General features: G+C 40.3%; 18 protein-coding genes and 1 riboswitch. Of the genes, 6 read left to right on the top strand and 12 right to left on the bottom strand.

All coding sequences use genetic code 11. The features are described 5' to 3' along the window. Positions 1–121 precede the first annotated feature (121 nt). The 3 genes from cgtA to rplU all read right to left on the bottom strand — a co-directional run bounded on the left by cgtA (position 122) and on the right by rplU (position 2,176). Positions 122–1,294: an Obg family GTPase CgtA gene (gene cgtA / locus PVK63_RS17975; protein WP_130045905.1), complete on the bottom strand. Its 1,173-nt coding sequence runs from the start codon at positions 1,292–1,294 to the stop codon at positions 122–124. 295 nt (positions 1,295–1,589) lie between these two features. Then, positions 1,590–1,847, bottom strand: a complete 258-nt coding sequence (gene rpmA, locus PVK63_RS17970) for a 50S ribosomal protein L27 (protein WP_005417307.1) — start codon at positions 1,845–1,847, stop codon at positions 1,590–1,592. A 17-nt stretch (positions 1,848–1,864) separates the two neighbouring features. Further along, the gene (rplU, locus tag PVK63_RS17965; protein ID WP_060993942.1) at positions 1,865–2,176 is read right to left on the bottom strand and encodes a 50S ribosomal protein L21; all 312 of its coding nucleotides are present in this window, start codon (positions 2,174–2,176) and stop codon (positions 1,865–1,867) included. 276 nt (positions 2,177–2,452) lie between these two features. Here rplU and ispB point away from each other — a divergent pair, with 276 nt between their 5' ends. Further along, entirely contained in the window at positions 2,453–3,424 is a 972-nt protein-coding gene (gene ispB / locus PVK63_RS17960) for an octaprenyl diphosphate synthase (protein ID WP_130048658.1), read from the top strand. 255 nt (positions 3,425–3,679) lie between these two features. Here ispB and mdh read toward each other — a convergent pair whose 3' ends face one another. After that, positions 3,680–4,615, bottom strand: a complete 936-nt coding sequence (mdh, locus tag PVK63_RS17955) for a malate dehydrogenase (RefSeq protein WP_274440796.1) — start codon at positions 4,613–4,615, stop codon at positions 3,680–3,682. A 314-nt stretch (positions 4,616–4,929) separates the two neighbouring features. Here mdh and argR point away from each other — a divergent pair, with 314 nt between their 5' ends. The 4 genes from argR to PVK63_RS17935 all read left to right on the top strand — a co-directional run bounded on the left by argR (position 4,930) and on the right by PVK63_RS17935 (position 10,021). Beyond that, positions 4,930–5,400, top strand: coding sequence for a transcriptional regulator ArgR (gene argR, locus PVK63_RS17950; RefSeq protein WP_130048656.1), 471 nt, complete (start codon positions 4,930–4,932; stop codon positions 5,398–5,400). Positions 5,401–5,744: 344 nt separating this feature from the next. Continuing rightward, the gene (locus PVK63_RS17945; RefSeq protein ID WP_130048655.1) at positions 5,745–6,719 is read left to right on the top strand and encodes a TAXI family TRAP transporter solute-binding subunit; all 975 of its coding nucleotides are present in this window, start codon (positions 5,745–5,747) and stop codon (positions 6,717–6,719) included. Between the two features lie 231 nt (positions 6,720–6,950). Next, the gene (locus tag PVK63_RS17940) at positions 6,951–9,530 is read left to right on the top strand and encodes a TRAP transporter permease (RefSeq protein WP_274440795.1); all 2,580 of its coding nucleotides are present in this window, start codon (positions 6,951–6,953) and stop codon (positions 9,528–9,530) included. A gap of 53 nt (positions 9,531–9,583) precedes the next feature. Then, positions 9,584–10,021 (top strand): universal stress protein, encoded by a 438-nt coding sequence (locus PVK63_RS17935; RefSeq protein ID WP_130045899.1) that lies wholly within the window; start codon positions 9,584–9,586, stop codon positions 10,019–10,021. 146 nt (positions 10,022–10,167) lie between these two features. On the opposite strand, the gene rluA is transcribed toward PVK63_RS17935, so the two are convergent. From rluA to mpl, 7 genes are all read right to left on the bottom strand, one after another. Beyond that, positions 10,168–10,905 (bottom strand): bifunctional tRNA pseudouridine(32) synthase/23S rRNA pseudouridine(746) synthase RluA, encoded by a 738-nt coding sequence (gene rluA, locus PVK63_RS17930; protein WP_274440832.1) that lies wholly within the window; start codon positions 10,903–10,905, stop codon positions 10,168–10,170. A 62-nt stretch (positions 10,906–10,967) separates the two neighbouring features. Then, the gene (gene rapA, locus PVK63_RS17925) at positions 10,968–13,877 is read right to left on the bottom strand and encodes an RNA polymerase-associated protein RapA (protein ID WP_130048653.1); all 2,910 of its coding nucleotides are present in this window, start codon (positions 13,875–13,877) and stop codon (positions 10,968–10,970) included. Between the two features lie 183 nt (positions 13,878–14,060). Then, on the bottom strand, positions 14,061–14,765 hold the full coding sequence (gene thiQ / locus PVK63_RS17920; RefSeq protein ID WP_274440794.1) for a thiamine ABC transporter ATP-binding protein: 705 nt from the start codon (positions 14,763–14,765) through the stop codon (positions 14,061–14,063). Further along, the gene (gene thiP, locus PVK63_RS17915) at positions 14,765–16,402 is read right to left on the bottom strand and encodes a thiamine/thiamine pyrophosphate ABC transporter permease ThiP (protein ID WP_443111694.1); all 1,638 of its coding nucleotides are present in this window, start codon (positions 16,400–16,402) and stop codon (positions 14,765–14,767) included. Before thiP ends, thiQ begins: the two co-directional genes overlap by 1 nt. 19 nt (positions 16,403–16,421) lie before the next feature. Continuing rightward, complete coding sequence (gene thiB, locus PVK63_RS17910) at positions 16,422–17,444, bottom strand: thiamine ABC transporter substrate binding subunit (protein WP_130048651.1); 1,023 nt, start codon at positions 17,442–17,444, stop codon at positions 16,422–16,424. A gap of 52 nt (positions 17,445–17,496) precedes the next feature. Next, positions 17,497–17,636: riboswitch (TPP riboswitch) on the bottom strand. A 59-nt stretch (positions 17,637–17,695) separates the two neighbouring features. Beyond that, positions 17,696–18,316 carry a flavin prenyltransferase UbiX gene (locus PVK63_RS17905; RefSeq protein WP_130045895.1) on the bottom strand — a complete coding sequence of 207 codons (621 nt, stop codon included), beginning with the start codon at positions 18,314–18,316 and terminating at the stop codon, positions 17,696–17,698. A 2-nt stretch (positions 18,317–18,318) separates the two neighbouring features. Continuing rightward, positions 18,319–19,668 (bottom strand): UDP-N-acetylmuramate:L-alanyl-gamma-D-glutamyl-meso-diaminopimelate ligase, encoded by a 1,350-nt coding sequence (gene mpl, locus PVK63_RS17900; RefSeq protein ID WP_274440793.1) that lies wholly within the window; start codon positions 19,666–19,668, stop codon positions 18,319–18,321. 185 nt (positions 19,669–19,853) lie between these two features. Between mpl and fbp the strand changes: the two genes are divergently transcribed. Continuing rightward, the gene (gene fbp / locus PVK63_RS17895) at positions 19,854–20,864 is read left to right on the top strand and encodes a class 1 fructose-bisphosphatase (protein WP_130048649.1); all 1,011 of its coding nucleotides are present in this window, start codon (positions 19,854–19,856) and stop codon (positions 20,862–20,864) included. Positions 20,865–21,042: 178 nt separating this feature from the next. Here fbp and rplQ read toward each other — a convergent pair whose 3' ends face one another. Then, complete coding sequence (gene rplQ, locus PVK63_RS17890) at positions 21,043–21,423, bottom strand: 50S ribosomal protein L17 (protein ID WP_130045892.1); 381 nt, start codon at positions 21,421–21,423, stop codon at positions 21,043–21,045. Positions 21,424–21,449 lie beyond the last annotated feature (26 nt).

Raw genomic sequence — 21,449 nt, 5'->3', positions numbered from 1 at the left:
CAATGATTTATTAAATTAAAACCCATTCTAATCATTTCGATATAATGTTTACTGATTTAAATACAAAAAAACCGCAACAAGTGCGGTTTTTTATTATTATCTGTAATAGAAGCAGATTGAATTAGTCACGAACGTAAATTACGTGACCGTCATCTTCTTCATCATCCCAGTCATCGTCATCATCTTCAGTAACAACGTGTTGACCAGACATTGCGTCTTTATGGTAATCATCCCACATGAAGTCAACTTTATCAGCCGCTTTCTCTTCATCTGTTTGAATCTCTTTTGGTAGAGTATCCATAAAGTCAGACAGCTCATCACATACTTCTTGAGTACCTGTGCGGCTTACTGCTGCAATCTTAAAGTGACGATCATCCCAAGCAAGTGCTTCTAAGATCTCGTTGATCTTTTCATCCGCTTCTTCTTCTAATAGAAGATCGGTTTTATTGAATAATAACCAACGTGGTTTGCCCGCTACTTTCTCACTGTATTGCTCTAACTCATCAATGATAGTTAATGCATTTTGTACAGGATCACTGCCATCAATTGGAAGAATATCAATTACATGAAGCAGTACACGACAACGCTCAAGGTGTTTTAAGAAACGTACACCTAGGCCTGCGCCATCAGCAGCACCTTCAATTAGACCAGGGATATCGGCAACAACAAAGCTTTTGTTACCGCGAGCACGTACAACACCTAAACTAGGGATTAATGTTGTAAATGGGTAATCGGCTACTTTTGGTTTTGCTGCTGATACCGCACGAATAAACGTAGATTTACCCGCATTTGGTAAACCAAGCATACCTACATCAGCAAGAAGAAGAAGCTCTAGACGAAGTTCACGTACTTCACCTTTTGTTCCTAATGTCTTTTGACGAGGAGCACGGTTTACTGATGATTTAAAACGTGTATTGCCTAAACCATGCCAGCCGCCTTTAGCAACCATCACCTTCATACCGTGAGTCATCAGTTCTGCAACTTTCTCACCAGTATCGATATCAATAGCACGTGTACCTACAGGCACTTTCAACGTAATGTCTTCACCACGCTTACCAGTACAGTTACCACCGCTACCATTCTTACCACGCTCTGCGTCATAAAAACGATTAAAACGATAATCGATAAGTGTATTTAGGTTTTCATCCGCTTCTAGGTAAACATCGCCACCGTCGCCGCCATCACCGCCGTCAGGGCCGCCTTTAGCTACGAATTTTTCACGCCAAAAGCTAACTACACCATTACCGCCATCACCGGCATCTACTTTAATTGTCGCTTCATCAACGAATTTCATTTTCTTCTCCGAGCTGTAGCGTTGGTACTTATTAATAATCAAAAGCACTTACATAAAAAGGCATTCGAATATCAAGTACGGCTGATTTACTGTAGACCAGTGAATAAGGTCTCAATCGTTGATCGTCAATGATCTTTACGCTACGTATATATTAATATAGTCACTAGTTAAGTACTCTAACATTGATATCTATAAAGATGGATATAATTATAGATGAAGAGTGCTTAACTGGTGACTATCCATAAATAAAAAGCCCCGCCAATTGGCAGGGCTTTAGAATTAACTTATAAAGTTATTATTCAGCTTCGATAGAAACGAATTTACGGTTTTTAGGACCTTTAACTTCAAATTTCACTTTACCTTCAGATAGAGCGAAAAGAGTGTGGTCTTTACCGATGCCTACGTTAGTACCAGCGTGGAATTTAGTACCACGTTGACGTACGATGATGTTACCTGCAAGAACAGATTCGCCACCGAAACGCTTAACACCAAGACGTTTACTTTCTGAATCGCGGCCGTTACGAGTAGAACCGCCAGCTTTTTTATGTGCCATTTGTTATTCTCCTTAAATTAAGCGCTGATGCCAGTGATTCTGACTTCAGTGAACCATTGACGATGGCCCTGCTGCTTACGAGAATGCTTACGACGACGGAACTTAACGATTTTAATTTTATCGCCACGACCGTGCTGAACTACTTCCGCAGTTACTTTACCGCCAGCTACTAGAGGTGCACCAACAGTGATTTCTTCACCATTAGCAATCATAAGAACGTTGTCGAAATCAACTGTTGCGCCAGTCTCAACGTCTAATTTTTCCAAGCGAAGAGTTTGACCTTCACTTACACGGTGTTGTTTACCACCAGATTGGAAAACAGCGTACATATTTTACTCCGCTACTTTCGCACTACCATTTATTTTGTTTACTCAACAATTTTGGTGTGCGTTAAACTTGTCATCAATAGGGCGTGGATTCTACGCGAATGATTTCAATCTGACAACCCAAAAATGAAGAAAAATGATGAAAAGATCGCCGACGTGCTCATTAAGCTATAAGGAGATAATTTTCGACTGTATTGCTAACCCCATTTTAGTGTATTATTTAGTTAATCACTTATTATAATGAAGCCTGATTTAGGCCCTAACCTTGCTGGAAGAATAATGGATTTTAAAGCTATTCAAGCCCTAACGGCTGATGACATGGCAATCGTCAATGAGACCATCTTAGCTCAACTCAACTCAGATGTTGCGTTAATCAACCAACTTGGTTTTTACATTGTTAGCGGCGGTGGAAAACGCCTACGCCCAGTTCTTGCCATTTTATCAGCTAAAGCTCTTGGATATGAAGGCAAAGACCACACAATGGCAGCCGCTTTTATTGAATTTATTCATACCGCTACCCTCTTGCATGATGATGTTGTTGATGAATCAGACATGCGTCGCGGTAAAGCAACGGCAAATGCAGAGTTCGGAAATGCAGCAAGTGTATTGGTTGGTGATTTCATCTATACCCGCTCTTTCCAAATGATGACAAGCTTAGGATCCATAAAGATCCTCAGCCTAATGAGTGAAGCTGTAAATGTGATAGCTGAAGGCGAAGTGCTTCAATTAATGAACTGTAACGATCCTAATACGACCGAAGAAAGTTATATGCAGGTGATCTACTCTAAGACAGCTCGCCTATTTGAAGCAGCAACGCAGATCGGTGCGATCCTAAATGATGCTCCACAAGAGATCGAAACCGCACTTCAAAACTACGGTAAATATCTAGGTACTGCTTTTCAGTTAATTGATGATGTCATGGATTACACTTCTGATGGTGAAGACATGGGTAAAAACGTAGGGGATGATCTTGCAGAAGGAAAACCTACGTTACCATTACTACATGCAATGAAATATGGTAATGAAGAACAAGCAGCAATGATCCGTGAAGCAATAGAAAAAGGAAATGGGTTAGATAAACTAGAACCTATCCTAGCTTGTATGAAAGAAGTCGGTTCATTAGAGTACACAAAACAAAAAGCAGATGAAGAAGCAGATAAAGCCATTGCTGAATTGAACATTCTGCCAGAATCTGATTATAAAGAAGCATTAAAAGCGTTAGCTCATTTAGCAGTTAAACGCAGTAAATAAGATAATCTCGCGAATATAAACAGCAAGAAAAGATCAAAAAAAGGGCCGCTAATTGATTAGCGGCCCTTTTTTAATACATATTGTTCGTTAGTTATACCATTCTGGATAAGTCGTTGTTCAGATAATTGCGTAGGAAAAATCGATTAGAGCAAGGCATAAATTACAGTAACTAGTGGTTCTAATTACAAAAATTTATAACGCAGGTATAATCGATTTTAACAAGCAAGAATGATCAAATACTTATGTAGATTGGTATTATTTAACAAACTCTTCGCCAATTTTAATGTCGCCTCGTAGCGTATCTAGCATGCTTTCCAGTGCTTCTTGTTCAAATGCACTTAGCTCACCATACGATTGGATCTCTTCAATACCATTCTTGCCAAGAAGAATTGGCTGTGCGAAGAAACGAGCATGTTCACCGTTACCTTCAACATAAGCACATTCAACAACACCCTGTTCGCCACCTAGCGCTCTTACTAACGACAAGCCAAAACGACACGCTGCTTGTCCCATTGAAAGCGTTGCAGAACCACCACCGGCTTTAGCTTCAACAACTTCAGTTCCTGCATTTTGAATACGTGGGGTTAATGCTGCAACTTCTTCAGCAGTAAACTCAACACCTTCTACTTGAGAAAGAAGAGGTAAGATAGTAACACCAGAGTGACCACCAATTACTGGAACACGGATCTCGCCTGGATCTTTGTCTTTTAATTCTGCAACGAACGTTTCTGAACGGATCACATCAAGTGTTGTTACACCGAATAATTTATTTTTATCATATACGCCTGCTTTTTTTAGTACTTCAGCAGCAATCGCAACTGTTGTATTAACAGGGTTTGTAATAATACCAATACATGCTTTTGGACAAGTGACTGCAATTTTTTCAGTTAATGACTTCACAATACCCGCATTGATATTAAATAGATCTGAACGATCCATTCCTGGCTTACGAGCAACACCTGCAGAAATTAAAACAACATCAGCTCCCTCAAGCGCAGGAGTTGGATCTTCACCACAATAACCTTTAATAGATACAGGGGTTGGGATATGACTTAGATCTGCAGCAACACCAGGTGTTACAGGTGCTATATCATAAAGAGCAAGATCTGAACCCGCTGGTAGGCGGTTCTTAAGAAGTAGTGCTAACGCTTGTCCGATGCCTCCTGCGGCGCCAATAACAGCAACTTTCATGTTCGTTCTCCTTGAGTGGTAGAGGTATATTTTTATTATGAATTTACTTTCAAACTAAAAGCGACGTTATAGTAAGCTCAAATGAAATTCAATCCTATTCGCTTCGCTTTGCGACCTTACGCAATGACATGCCATTCGTGCTACAAATTCATCACTATTTTACTCCGACCTCACAACCATTCTTTCAAATTAACCAACAGAATAAAGGTCTATTGATAAAAAGTAACTAATCACAGAAATACGATTTTGATTTGGTTATAGATAAATAATTATGCGAGAATAGTAGGAATTATTGCAAAAAGAATCAAAACAGTATGCGAAATAATGAAAAGCAAGAACGATTAGTTAAAGAGTTTAAATCTATTCTTAAAGCGGAACGATTTGGTTCGCAAGGTGAGATTGTCGATGCACTTCGTATTGCAGGTTTCGATAATATTAATCAATCCAAAGTATCACGAATGCTAACCAAATTTGGTGCAGTTCGTACTCGTAATGCCAAAATGGAAATGGTGTATTGCCTACCAATTGAACTTGGCGTACCTACGGTTTCAAGCTCTCTTCGTGAACTTGTAATGGATATTGATTATAACAGTGCGCTTGTTGTTATTCACACAGGTCCAGGAGCTGCTCAACTTATTGCTCGCTTGTTAGACTCTTTAGGGAAAGCGGAAGGCATTTTAGGCGTTGTTGCTGGCGATGATACTATTTTTATCACCCCAACAAGAACGATTGATGTGACTGATTTATTTGATTCAGTGTGTGACTTATTTGAATACTCAGTTTAAACCTAAATAAATTCCTCTCAATATCAGAGCATTTTATAAATCAATAAAGTGCTCTTATTCATCATTCTACCGACTCCCCACAGTTCAAAATTTTATTAAACTGATGCTAATAAGCCGATAATAGCTATTATTAACCCTGTCATTAGTTAGTTATTTCACACTTTTGATAGTTTTTATTTAACATCATTTTAAAAGTAACTCATTAATTTGCTATCATTTGCTCGCCATTTCTGTAACAGGAAACGAAAACACTTAATTAAAAGTGAATAAATACTGATTTTTTATTTAATCTTGTCATTACAAGGTATGCAATTAAAAGTCATACAATAAAGGAAGGGAATAACATGGCACTAAGTAAAGCGATTAAAACCACAACTGTTGCTGCTGCAATGGTTGTAGCTGGTATGGGTACAGCAAGCGCTCAGGAATTTATCACAATAGGTACAGGTTCAGTGACTGGGGTTTACTACCCAACTGGCGGTGCTATTTGTAAATTAGTGAATAAAGATCGTAAAGAACACAATGTTCGCTGTTCTGTTGAATCAACTGGCGGCTCAATCTATAACGTAAATACCATTCGCTCTGGTGAACTGGATTTTGGTATCGTTCAATCAGATTGGCAGTTCCATGGTTACAACGGCACAAGCAAATTTGAAGCTCAAGGCCCTTACAAGAAACTGCGTGCAATGTTCTCTCTTCATACAGAACCTTTTAACATTATCGCTCGTACCGATTCAGGCATTAACAATGTTGCAGACCTTGAAGGTAAACGCGTAAACATTGGTAACCCTGGCTCTGGTGACCGCGCAACCATGGGTGTTGTAATGGATGCGATGGGTTGGACTAACGATAGCTTTAAGCTCGCTTCTGAACTAAAAGGGTCTGAGCGTTCACAAGCACTTTGTGATAACAAAATTGATGCCTTCATCTACATGGTTGGACATCCAAATGGTTCAATCAAAGAAGCAACCACTTCTTGTGATGCAAAACTAGTGTCTGCAACCGGTCCTAAAATCGATAAAATCGTTGCAGACAACCCTTACTATGCATATAGCACAGTACCAGCAGGTATGTACCGCGGTACTGAAGGTGATGTAAACAGCTTTGGTGTTGCAGCAACTATGGTAACAACTTCTGATGTTTCTGATGAAGTGGCTTACAGCGTAGCAAAAGCGGTATTTGAAAACTTTAATACCTTTAAGCGTTTGCACCCAGCATTTGCAACATTGAAAAAAGAAGACATGGTTAAGTCAGGTCTTTCTATCCCACTTCACCCAGGTGCTGTGAAATACTACAAAGAAGTTGGTCTACTAAAATAGCCTTTCTTCAACACTGCGCTACTCTTTACAGGTAGCGTAACTATCAACCAAAGAGGCCATGTGGTCTCTTTGGTTCTTCGCAATATCCCTGATCTTTCCATACAACGGATAACTACCAATAATAAAACGGATTTGAAGATCAGCTCTTTCTAGCCTACACATTGGCTTATATTCAGTAATCTAATGCTTAATAATTGAGTGTTAAATTCGAGCATCACTAAGGAAAAGTACATGACGCAGTCGTCAAATACGTCACAAGATGTGCAAGAAATGGTGGCCCAATCGGACACTGGTGCACGTTCACCACAAGGATTATCTGGCCGTATTTTATGGTTTGTTCCATTATGTTGGTCTCTGTTCCAACTTTGGTATGCTTCCCCTTTACCGTTCATTTTTGATTTCGGCATACTCAATGATACAGAGGCTCGCTCAATACATTTGGCTTTCGCCATCTTTTTAGCTTTTACCGCTTATCCTGCTCTTAAAAACTCACCAAGAGATCGTATTCCTACGATAGATTGGGCTCTTGCCTTTGCTGGCAGTTTCTCAGCTGCTTATATTTATATCTTCTATACTCAATTAGCTGAGCGTTCTGGCGCACCAACGACCCCCGATATTATTGCCTCTGTTGTTGGTATGATACTGTTGCTTGAAGCAACTCGACGTGCTTTAGGCCCCCCACTAATGGTGGTTGCAGCCGTATTCTTACTTTACACCTTTGCCGGCCCTCATATGCCAGATGTAATTGCACATAAAGGGGCGAGTTTAAACAAAGCAATGTCACATCTATGGTTAACAACTGAAGGTGTTTTTGGCGTTGCACTAGGTGTATCAACCTCTTTTGTTTTCTTATTTGTTTTATTTGGTGCCATGCTAGAAAAAGCAGGTGCTGGTGCTTACTTTATTAAAGTCGCTTTCTCTCTACTTGGTCATATGAAAGGCGGCCCTGCAAAAGCGGCGGTCGTGGCTTCAGGCTTATCAGGTTTAGTTTCTGGTTCATCAATTGCTAACGTAGTAACCACTGGTACGTTTACCATTCCATTAATGAAACGTGTGGGTTTTCCTGGAACAAAAGCGGGCGCAGTTGAAGTTGCAGCCTCCACTAATGGTCAACTTACTCCACCTATCATGGGAGCGGCGGCGTTCTTAATGGTGGAATACGTCGGTATCTCTTATGTAGAAGTGATTAAAGCCGCATTACTCCCTGCTTTAATTTCTTATATTGCGCTACTTTACATCGTTCATCTTGAAGCGTGTAAAGCTGGTATGACTGGCCTTCCACGTCGCCATACTCCAACCTTAGTCCATAGCCTGCTTTCCTTTACTGGTACTATTCTAGGGCTTTGTGTCATTAGTGCAGCGGTTTACTATGGTATTGGTTGGACAAAAGATGTCTTCGGTGATGCTGCAACACCGATCGTAACAATCGCATTACTGCTCTCTTATGTGGGCTTGGTTAGCATATCTGCAAAATACCAAGAGCACGCAATGATGGCGATTGATGAAGAGTTAACTGAAGTTCCTGACCCTGGTCCTACGATCAAATCAGGCCTACACTTCTTACTGCCTATCGTCGTATTGGTATGGTGTCTAACTGTAGAGCGCTTCTCTCCTGGTTTGTCTGCATTTTGGGCTTCCGTATTTATGATCTTTATCCTACTGACTCAACGCCCTTTAATTGCTTTCTTTTCAAAGCAAGGCAATCTCGTTGAACAAGTGAAACAGGGATTTGATGATTTACTAGAAAGCTTAGTCTCTGGTGCTCGAAATATGATTGGCATCGGTGTAGCTACTGCTGCTGCAGGTACGGTTGTAGGTGTTGTAACCTTAACGGGTATTGGCCTAGTCATGACTGACTTTGTTGAGTTTATCTCTGGTGGTAGCATCATTCTTATGCTGTTATTTACCGCAGTGATCAGCTTAATTTTAGGTATGGGATTACCAACAACGGCAAACTATATTGTTGTATCAACGTTAATGGCACCAGTTATTGTGACTCTAGGCGCTGCACACGGTCTGATTATTCCATTAATTGCAGTTCACTTATTTGTGTTCTACTTTGGTATTCTTGCAGATGATACACCACCAGTCGGTCTTGCGGCTTTTGCTGCCGCTGCTATTGCAAAATCTGACCCTATCCGCACCGGTATCCAAGGATTCACTTACGATATTCGTACCGCAATTTTACCTTTCATGTTTGTTTTCAATACTCAGCTTTTATTGATGGGCATTGATTCTTGGTGGCATTTAGCACTTACGATTATATCTTCAGTTATTGCAATGTTGACCTTCTCAGCAGCAACGCAAGGTTGGTGGTTCACCAAAACGAAATGGTGGGAAGTAGTCTTACTTTTACTAATCACATTCTCACTGTTCCGTCCTGGCTATTGGTGGGATCAAATCTATCCAGCCAAAGATTATCATCAAGGTATTGAGATCGCTCAAATAGCAGAAGAGCTAAATGTGGGACAATCACTGACATTAGAAGTAACAGGACAAAACCTCGAAGGTGATGTCATCAGCAAAACAGTTCGCTTACCTTTTGATGATCGAGCGGTTACTGGTGATGATCGCGTTAGCTCTATGGGTCTAATGTTATCTGAAGTGGATAATAAAATGATTGTAGATATGGTTGAATTTGGCAGTCCAGCCGAAGCTTCTGGAATTGATTTTGACTGGGAAATAAAGAATGTAGTGCTTGATGCTGACCGTCCTCTAAAAGAGTGGGTATTTGTACCAACATTACTTCTGCTGTTTGCACTAGGCTTTAATCAGCGTCGCCGAGCAAAAAAGGAAAACTTAGCGGCATAAATTAATGAATGGAATCTAGGGGAGTCACTCTCCCCTTATTAGGTAATAAAATCATGTATAAGCAAATATTGGTTCCAGTAGATTTAAATGAAAAAGGCTTTGCTGATAAAGCGGTTGAGTTAGCTGTTTGGCATGCAAAACAATCTAATGCTGAGCTGCATTTATTAAATGTATTACCGGGCATTCATATGTCGATGGTCTCGACCTACTTCCCTAAAGATGCCGCGAAAAAAATGAAAGAAGATGTCTCCGCTCAATTAAACGAATTTGCAGCAAAATTTGTTGATGAAGAAGTGGTATATAAAGTTCACGTATCTGAAGGAAAACCTTATGTCACAATCTTAGATTATGCTGAACGTTTAGGCGCTGACTTAATCGTTATGCCAAGCCATAAGCGCTCAAAAATCGATAAAGTGATGTTAGGTTCAGTCGCAAGTAAGGTCGTTGATAACTCAACAATTAATGTGATGGTTGTAAAGCCTCAAGGCTAAGCATTATGAAAAATTCAGTTCGAGATAAACCTCTCGAACTGAATATATCCAATACCATTCTGGATAAGTCGTTGTTCAGATAATTGCGTAGGAAAAATAGATTTTAACAAGCAAGAATGATCAAATACTTATGTAGATTTGTATAATTAAGATGATTTCAGTGTTTTATAATCTGGTAATTTTCTTATTGGATCATAAATAGAAAACATCATTTCTTGTGCTTCAGGATGAAAATCACAAGGGACAAAAATAGAACGAACCCAATCCGATTTGGGATGGTAAAAGCTCAATTCAGCCGCGTGCAACTCCAAACGAGAAGAGAAATTTTTCGCTTCCTCATTCGCATAAAATTCATCCCCTACTATTGGATGCCCAATAGATAACATGTGTACTCGTAATTGATGCGAACGTCCAGTGATTGGTAGCAACCGAACAATCGTCGTTTTCTCTTCACGCCTTACCACTTGATAGCGAGTTTGAGAAGGCTTGCCATGCTCAAAACAGACTTTCTGTTTCGGTCTTTTTTCCCAATCACAAATTAAAGGTAGGTCAATTTCACCTTCATCTTGCTCAATATGCCCCCATACTCGCGCATAATAAATTTTGTGCGTTAGGCGGTATTGAAACTGTTTTTTTAAATGACGTTCGCTGTATTTATTCATTGCAAACAACATTAACCCTGACGTAGACATATCTAAACGATGTACAACTTGAATATCAGGGAATTCAACCTTTAAACGGCTCCACATACTATCGTAGTGCTCAGGAGCTCGGCCAGGTACAGATAATAAACCAGATGGCTTGTTTACCACTAAAATAGATTCATCTTGATAAACAATATCTATCCATGGATCTTGTGGTGGTAAATATTCTAGCATTGCCATGTTTATACTCACTCTAGGCATGCTCTCTGAAACATACCATTCTTCAGAGAGCATTACGTTACTTAATTATGGCTCACTACAATTAGACGTAATGAATCTAATTGAACTTGTGCTTTACCAATATAACCAGATAATTCGCTGATTTGAGTTTCAATTTGAGTTAACTCTTCATCACGAATATTTGGGTTTACTGCTTTTAATGCTTGTAAGCGTTCTAGCTCTGCATTTAAGGCATTTTTCATCTCAGTATTCGCATCAACACGAACCGCTTCAATACGATCTTCAATACTTACTTCAGCCTTATCAATTAACGCATGAATTTCTTTTTGTACCGAATTGACAAGCTTACTTGCCATATGACGGTTTACAGGGCTTAACTGACGGTTAAAGCTTTCAAACTCAACTTGAGCAGATAAGTCATTCCCTTTACCATCCATCATTAGGCGGATCGGTGTTTTCGGTAAGAAGCGACCAATGCCACTTTGCTTAGGCGCTTGTGCATCCACCACATAAACGAGTTCAAGCAATAATGTTCCTGCAGGTAGCGCTTTATTTTTCAATAAAGAAACCGCTGTAGCCCCTACTCCTTCAGTTAATACTAAATCAATACCACCTTGGATCATTGGGTGCTCCCAGCTGATCAAGTTCATGTCTTCACGAGACAATGCTGTTTCACGATCAAAGGTAATGGTACAACCTTCATAAGGTAAACCTGGGTAGCTAGATACCAACATGTTTTCTGCTGGTGTTACTACAATTGCGTTTTCACCTTTATCGTCTTGATTTAAACCAATGGTATCAAACAGATTTAAAGCAAAGTTAACCAGATTAGTATCACCATCGGTCGCTGCAATTTTCTCTGCAATCTCTTTTGCTTTATCGCCACCATTAGAATGCACTTCTAATAAACGGTCACGACCTTGCTCTAACTGGGCTTTTAGCTCTTTGTTTAATGCTGCTGACTCTTCAATCAATGGCTCCAAACCATCTGATTTACCTGTCGCTAGAATTGAGATAATCGCATCTGAGAATTTATCATACACCGCACGTCCCGTTGGGCAGGTTTCACCAAAGGCATTCAAACCTTCATCAAACCAACGTGCTAGTAACTCTTGAGATGTACCTTGTAGGTACGGAACATGAATATCGATATCACGTTTTTGACCAATACGATCCAAACGGCCAATACGTTGCTCAAGAAGATCTGGGTTAAACGGCAAATCAAACATGACAAGTTGATTAGCAAACTGGAAGTTACGACCTTCAGAGCCAATTTCAGAACAGATCAGAACCTGTGCGCCGCCTTCTTCTTGTGCGAAATAAGCGGCTGCTTTATCACGCTCAATGATAGACATGCCTTCATGGAAAACCGTACCACGAATACCTTCACGCTCACGCAGTGCTTGCTCTAATTGCAATGCAGTGGAAGCACGAGATGCAATAATTAGCACCTTCTCATTACGGTTTTCTTTTAGTAATTCAAGTAACCAGTTAACACGTGGATCAAACTGCCACCACGTCGCACTATCACCTTCGAACTCTTGGAAGATCTCTTCTGGATAAAGCATCTTCATCGCACGCGCTTCATCCGTCATGCGACCGCCCATCATCGTTGCCACACGCATAGACGTTGCATACTGAGAAGGTAAAGGCATTGGCATTAAATTAAGATTACGCTGTGGGAAACCTTTAATCGCAGCACGAGTATTACGGAATAGCACTCGACCCGTACCATGGCGATCCATTAAATTATCAACTAACTCTTGACGAGCTTGCGCTTGCTCTTCTTCAGAAGTTGAGGACTCAATAATTCTAAACAGAGGTTCCGCATCTTGCTCAGAAAGCAGATCTGCAATGCGATTTTTAGATTCGTTAGATAGCGTATCACCACTCATTAATGCGGTAACCGCATCAGCAACAGGTTGATATTGGCGCTCTTCTTCAACAAACGCATCGTAATCATAGAAACGATCAGGATCTAACAAACGTAAGCGAGCAAAGTGACTTTCATGGCCTAATTGCTCTGGTGTTGCAGTTAGTAGTAAAACACCTGCAGTCTCTTCTGCAATTGCTTCAATTACTTGGTATTCACGACTTGGTTTAGTTTGGTTCCACTCAAGGTGATGCGCTTCATCGACCACAAGTAAATCCCAATCCGCTTCAACAACTTGTTCGAAACGACGCTTACTCTTACGAATAAAATCTAATGAACACAATACAAACTGCGCAGTATCAAATGGGTTTTCAGAATCGGCATAAGCTTCAACGCAACGTTCTTCATCAAAGATAGAAAAATGCAGGTTAAAACGACGCATCATTTCAACTAACCACTGATGCTGTAGTGTTTCAGGAACCACGATTAACACACGCTCAGCACGGCCAGACAGCACTTGCTGGTGAATGATCATACCCGCTTCAATCGTTTTACCTAGGCCAACTTCATCAGCCAATAAAACACGTGGCGCATAACGACGGCCAACTTCGTGTGCAATGAATAACTGGTGCGGAATTAAGCCTGCACGCATACCACACAAACCACGCATTGGGTTTTTATGTTGTTCGTATTGATTTTGCAGCGCACGGAAGCGCAGCGCAAAACGATCCATACGATCAATTTGACCTGCAAATAATTTATCTTGAGGCTTATTAAAGCGGATCTGATGGCTTAGTAATGTTTCACGAAGGACAACATTCGCTTCATCAGTATCGACACGAGTTCCGATATAAGTAAGTAGACCGCCATCTTCGATAACGTCTTCGACTTCAAGTGACCAGCCCTCATGGCTTTCAATTGTATCTCCCTTATTGAACATCACTCGGGTAACGGGTGCATCGTGTCTTGCGTATAAACGATTTTCTTCTGATGCGGCAAAAAGTATCGATACGGTTCTATCGTCAACCGCAACTACGGTTCCTAAACCCAAATCACTTTCTGTATCACTGATCCAACGTTGGCCCAAAGCAAATGACATAGTGGTAACACACCTCAAAATTAATTTATTTTATATAGAGTGAGAATTTTAGAACCAAGAATAACAGCCTAAAATGGCGAGGTTCAAAAGGGCGCTAATGTTACTGTATGACAGCACATAGGTCACGCCCATTTATCATAAAAATGAGTGTAGTAGATTATACTCAATTTGAGATGAAAAAGTTTATTTAACGGCCTTTAAATAACGAACTAATTCTGATGGATGCTCTTCCATGGCGAGTGCCGACACTTCACCAAAACTCAATACTTTGTGCTGACATACAAAAGCATAATGAGAAGCTAATGCCTTTGCATCTTGTAAGCTATGCGTCACCATTAAAACGGTTAATTGTTGCTCTTCAATCAAGCGTTGAATTAACCCGATCATTTCTTCTCTTAGCATAGGATCAAGCGCTGAAAAGGGTTCATCTAATAATAAAACAGGTTTCTTTTGCACTAAACAACGAGCTAAAGCCACTCGCTGCTTTTGCCCGCCCGATAACTGCTCAGGCAAACGATGCAATAACTCATCAACACCAACTTGTTGAGCAGCCTGAGTAACACTTCTTTTCTCTGTTTCATTTAAACGTAAATTAGGCTTAATACCCAAGCCAATATTGTCGAAAACAGAAAGGTGGGCAAATAAATTGTGCTCTTGAAATAGCATCGATAACGGACGCTGATGGGGCGCTTGTGATAATAGTGATAGATTATTAATTGTGATATCACCCGATTCAGGGCTAATAAACCCAGCCAACAAGCTCAGTAATGTACTTTTCCCCGCACCACTCGGCCCAAGAATGGCCACCACATTCCCTTTATTCACCTTTAAGTCAAACTCAAATAATTCTGAATGATAACGGTATTTCACCTCTGAAAAGCTCAGCATTACAATTCACCTTTATGATTATTTTTAGAGGAGAATAACCACTCTACGACACTAAATACACCAACACTTAATAACAATAAGCTTAAGGATACCACTGAGGCAGCTTCCATTTGATAGCTTCCTAATAATTGAAACAGATACAAAGGCAATGTTCTAAACTCTTGGCTACCAAATAAAGCTACCGCACTTAAATCACCAATCGACATAATAAAGGCAATGGCAAACGCATGAGCCATGGGTTTTCGTAATGCTCGCCATTCAATCAATCGAAAACGAGTAAAACCATAAAGCCCTAAACTTGCCGATAATAATTGATACTGTTGCGCTATATGCAATAAGGGCTGAGCGAGTGTTTTTATCACATACGGCAGAGCCATAAGTGCATTTACGACAACAACTATCCAAATAGCAATTGAAAATACGTCAGTCATGTTTCTCAATAACAAAAATAACCCGGTACTAATAACCAAACCTGGAGTGACTAAGATCATCGTTCCTATCAGATCTAATTTATCTGCCCATAAACGTTTCTGTTTTAATCTCAATGCTCGAGTGGTGTGCAATAACATCACACCAAATAGCATGGCTAATACCGCAGCCCCTAAAGCGACTATCAATGAATTAGCCAACGCTAACCAAAACGCCTGCGAGCCAAGCACTCTGATTAATTCTGAATTTAAGCCACTGAGTACGACCATCAGTAATGGGGGTAATAGAAAAAGTATTAATAATAAAATCCACCCTCTATCCCACCGCTTCTCTTGTGCTGAGTCTTGATACAATACAGCTTGAGAAATAGATGCCGAGTCAACCGCCACTGATTTAGAAAAACGTTGAATAAACAAGGAAAGTACGCCACATAGCAACATCTGCCATAAAGCTAAAATAGCCCCCGACTGCAAATCAAAATCAAACTTAATCGCTTGATAGATAGCCAGTTCAATAGTGGTTGATTTTGGTCCACCTCCTAGCGCCATTACGGTTGCAAAACTGGTGAAGCAAAGCATAAAGACTAAACCTGCCACATGAGGCAATTGTTGCTTTACTCTCGGCCACGCAACTAATCGATATTTATTCCAACCGATTAACCCTAAATGCGCCGCTAACTGATGCTGCTCTGTGGGGATCGAATCTAAACTTTGTAAAAATAAACGAGTCGCAAAAGGATAATTGAAAAAAACATGTGCGAGTAAAATGCCATTAAGGCCATAGATAGAAAATGGTAAGGAGTAACCAAACCACTGAAATAAATCGGAGATTAAACCGCTATTGCCATAAATAGAGAGTAAGCCAAAAACACCCACTAATGCAGGAAGCACAAGCGTAGTTGCACAAAGCTTAAGTAAAAGGCTTCGTCCTTTAAACTGACGGCGTGATAACGCATATGCAGTAGGAATAGCCAAACTAATGCTTAATAAAGCAGAGAGAAATGCTTGGTATAAGCTGAACTGAGTAATGTAGCGATAATAACGATCAGACCAAATTAAGCTCAAATCCAAACTTGGCGATTCTAAAAATAGAGCGCTTATCGCCCCACCAACAAAGCCAATAATGACAATTGCGATTACATATCCCAATAGAGGAACAGAATTATAAGAAGATTTTTTTTTCATCATTGCCAAAAGAAAGGAGCACATCTGTACTCCTTATATCAAATTAAAATGTTAGAGCGTGTTGCCACTCTCGGATCCATGATTTACGTTGTTGCGAGATCTCTTGAGAATTAAATGATAAGGCTTTACTAGGCACCGTCAGACTATCGAAACCTTGAGGTAATGCAACATCAGTCACAGGATACATCCAGTTTCCAGTTGGCATTGCTGATTGGAATTTATCACTTAAAATAAACGCTAAGAACTCATCCGCCAGTGCATTATTTTTAGTATTTTTTACTTTAGCCGCTACTTCAACTTGAGTGTAGTGCCCTTCTGAAAAATCAGCCGCTGTAAACTTGTCATCTTTTTCTGCAATCAAGTGATACGCTGGAGATGTGGTATAAGAGAGAACTAAATCAGACTCCCCCTCTAAGAACATGCTGTAGGCTTCAGACCACCCTTTTGTAACAGTAACGGTTTTTTTCGCTAGCTGCTTCCACGCTTGTGGTGCTTCATCTCCATAAACCGATTTCATCCAAAGTAATAAACCTTGGCCCGGTGTTGATGTTCTAGGATCTTGATAAATCACTTTTAGATCATCACGCTGCTCGACTAACTCTTTTAAGCTTTTAGGCGGATTTGCTACTTTTTCTTTATTATAAACAAACGCAAAGTAACCAAAATCATAAGGAACGAACGTAGTGTCATTCCAACCTCCCGGTAAAGTCACTGAATCTGTATTTACTTGATGCTGAGCTAATAACCCTGTTGCTTTCGCTTCTGCCATTAAGTTGTTATCTAACCCTAAGACGATATCTGCTTTGGCATTTTTCCCTTCTAATCGAAGACGATTTAAAATAGACACTCCGTCATCAAGTGCAACCAAGTTTAAATCACAGCCACATTGCGCTTCAAAAGCCGCTTCAACCGTTGGGCCCGGGCCCCAATCAGCCGCAAAAGAGTCATAGGTATAAACAGTTAACGTTTTGGTTTCTGCTGCTGAAACAGCAAAAGAAGTTGCCGTAGCCATCGCTAAGACACTTGGTAATAATTTAAGAGGAGAGGAAATAGAAAGAGTGTTCATTGTGTGCGCTTACATCCTTTTGAGCGGCACAGAATTAAGGTGATATTCTCTAAGAGGATGTCATCTCAATCCCTACGCCAGCATTATCTGAGTCAGGTAGTACGGGTTTAAGTAAGCATTATCCAACCCTTACTAATCTCAGCGAATACCAACTTAAATAAGCCGATATCTATTGCTCCCCGATGAGAAGCGATATTGTATGTGTGAATCAAGCAATGAGCCAGAGGTTTTCTCTAAGCATATTGATTATATCAACGGTGATCGTATCCCCAACGTGGAACTAATCCTTGTTCAACCCCAAGGTGGTCCAAAATTCTCGCCACCATAAAATCAACTAAGTCTTCTATTGATTGAGGCTGATGATAAAAACCTGGGGCTGCCGGCATGATCGTCGCACCCATTTGAGATAGCTTTAACATATTCTCTAGGTGTAATGTAGAAAATGGCGTTTCGCGAACAACTAGAATTAACTGCCCTCGCTCTTTTAACACCACATCCGCAGCACGCTCTATTAAGTTATCTGAAATACCATGAGCAATTGATGCCACACTCCCTGCCGAGCATGGACACACTATCATTTGTTTTGGTGCGGCAGAACCTGAAGCCACTGGTGAGAACCAATCCTCTTTGCCACAAACGGTTAAGTTATCTGCATTACAACCTAAGTGTTCAACTAACGCTGCTTTCATTGCATCAGGGCCGCTTGGGAGCTTCAAACTATGTTCTGTCGCCATCACAACACGAGCCGCTGACGATATTAAAAAATAAACGTGATAATCTGCCGCTAATAAACATTCAAGCAAGCGTAGACCATAGGGCGCACCAGATGCGCCTGTCATTGCTAAAGTAATCGCTCTCTTTTCAGATTTCATTGTTAGTTTAACTTCTCAAGTAATTTTCCGTGAATGCCTTCAAAACCACCGTTACTCATTACCAATATTTGATCGCCCGGCTGTGCTTCGGCCACAATCATATCAACAAAAATATCGATGTTATTATGGGTATAAGCAGGTTGAGCGCATTGTTGTGCAACCTCATCAACAGACCAAGAAATATTGTCTGGTTGGAAAAGATAAACCGCATCAGCCGCATGTAAAGAGGCCGCTAATGTATCTTTGTGTACACCGAGTTTCATGGTACTTGAACGTGGTTCTAATACCGCGATAATCTTCTTATCACCCACTTTATTACGTAGGCCACCTAGCGTTAGATCAATCGCTGTTGGGTGATGAGCAAAATCATCATAAACCGTCACCCCATTAACCTCACCTTTAAACTCTAGACGACGTTTAGTATTAATAAACTTACCTAACGCTTCACAGGCTAAATCAGGAGTAACACCAACATGGCGAGCAGAAGCGATAACCATCAATGCATTACTCACATTATGATCACCGACTAAATCCCAATTAACTTGTCCAACTTTCTCGCCTTCAAAATAAACGTCAAATACACTGCCATCTTTTTCTAGCTTTATTGCCTTCCACTGACCATCTTCGCCTGTAAATTCAAGCTCACTCCAGCATCCCAGCTCTAATACTTGCTCAAGTGGTTTATCTTGTTTTGGTGCAAAAATACGGCCTGTACTTGGAACCGTTCGAATTAAGTGATGAAATTGGCGCTGAATAGCAGCAAGATCATCAAAGATATCCGCATGATCAAACTCTAGATTATTCAATACAAGCGTACGTGGACGGTAATGCACAAACTTAGAACGCTTATCAAAAAAAGCACTGTCATATTCATCTGCTTCGACCACAAAAAACATGCTTTCGCCTAATCGAGCCGACTCTCCGAAGTTACCAAGCACGCCACCGACTAAAAAGCCTGGTTTATAACCACACTCTTCAAGCACCCATGTCAACATACTCGCCGTTGTTGTTTTACCATGAGTACCAGCAACCGCCATCACCCAGCGATCTTGCAACAAAAACTCTTGTAACCATTGTGGACCAGAGGTGTATTTCAGGTTCTTATCTAAGACATACTCAACACATGGATTTCCACGGCTCATTGCATTACCAATTACCACTAGGTCTGGTGCGGGGTCTAGCTGACTCGGATCAAATCCTTGGATAATCTCAATGCCTTGAGACTCTAATAACGTGCTCATTGGAGGGTAAACGTTAGCATCGCACCCAGTGACTTTATGCCCAAGCTGACGGGCTAATGTTGCAGCGCCTCCCATGAAGGTGCCACAGATACCAAGGATATGAATATGCATAATTACAACCGTCTTATTTATTAAATTAGTAAGCAACCTCAATTCAAAGTTACTTCAATACTCTTAAAAAGTTCTATGCTATAGAATGAATTACAGCAAACAGTAACACAACCACTGTAAAAATAAATCAGTACCTAACCCTACTTAGCATTGATATCTAATAACAGAGAATTAAAGGAATAACTATGTCTGAAATAAGAACCCTCGGTGAATTCATTGTTGCCAAGCAACATGACTTCCCTCATGCAAGTGGAGAACTCTCTTCCCTTATTGGTTCAATTAAATTGGCTGCTAAAATTGTAAACCGTGAGATAAATAAGGCGGGACTGGTTGATATCACTGGCGCATCAGGTGAAGAAAATATTCAAGGTGAACAGCAACAAAAACTCGATCTTTACGCTAATGATAAATTCAAGGCGGCATTAGAAAATCGAGGGCAAGTCTGTGGTGTAGCTAGTGAAGAAGAAGATGAAGCCGTTGCCTTTAATAAAGCATTAAATAAAGACGCTAAATACGTAGTATTGATGGATCCACTAGATGGGTCATCAAATATTGATGTTAACGTATCTGTAGGGACTATTTTCTCTATTTATCGTCGTATTTCACCAATTGGTACACCTCCTACAGAAGAAGATTTCCTACAACCAGGAAACCAACAAGTTGCTGCAGGCTATATTATTTATGGTTCATCAACCATGTTGGTCTATAGCACAGGAAATGGCGTTCATGGTTTTACCTATGATCCATCACTTGGTGTCTTCTGTTTATCTCATGAAGATATGAAGATCCCTAAAGATGGTAATATTTATTCTATCAACGAAGGAAATTACATCCGTTTTCCTGAAGGGATTAAACAATACTTAAAATACTGCCAAGAAATGAAGCCTGAAGATAATCGACCATATACATCTCGTTATATTGGTTCTTTAGTTGCTGACTTCCATAGAAATTTATTAAAAGGCGGCATTTATCTTTACCCAAGCACTCAAGCTTACCCAAATGGAAAGCTACGACTACTCTATGAATGCAACCCTATGGCAATGTTGATTGAAGAGGCAGGAGGTAAAGCGACAGATGGAGAACAACGTATTCTAGATATCAAACCAACAGAATTACATCAGCGTGTACCTTTCTTCGTTGGCTCAAGCAATATGGTAGATAAGGTTCAAGATTTTCTTGATGAATGGCAAGAATAATCAAATACTTATGTAAATTGGTATTACTCTTAAGTGATTTTACTACGTAATAAATAGACGATCTAATTAGTTACATTGTTATTAAATCGGAATAACAAAGAATATAACCGAAATACAATAGTACAGAAACAAAAAAACCGAGTCCTAGGACTCGGTTTTTTCTTGAAACTACTTCTGATTACTCAGCTGCAGCTTCTACTTCTGGGCGATCTACAAGCTCAATGTAAGCCATTGGCGCTTTATCACCTGCACGGAAACCGCACTTCAGAATACGAGTGTAACCACCAGCACGTTGTGCAAAGCGTGGACCTAACTCGGTAAATAGTTTTGCTACAACTTCGTTATCACGAGTGCGAGCAAATGCAAGACGACGGTTAGCAACACTGTCAATCTTAGCTAATGTAATCAAAGGCTCAACTACACGGCGAAGCTCTTTTGCTTTTGGTACAGTCGTCTTGATAATCTCGTGACGAACCAAAGAGCAAGCCATATTGCTAAACATAGCTTTACGGTGGCTGCTGTTGCGGTTGAGTTGACGACCACTCTTACGATGGCGCATGACCTAATCCTTCTAACTAGATAATT

It is taken from the genome of Aliivibrio sp. S2TY2 (assembly GCF_028765525.1).
GTDB lineage: Bacteria > Pseudomonadota > Gammaproteobacteria > Enterobacterales > Vibrionaceae > Aliivibrio > Aliivibrio finisterrensis_A.
The sequence above is the reverse complement of the archived record's forward strand: the minus strand, read 5'-3'. Positions and strand labels throughout refer to the sequence as shown.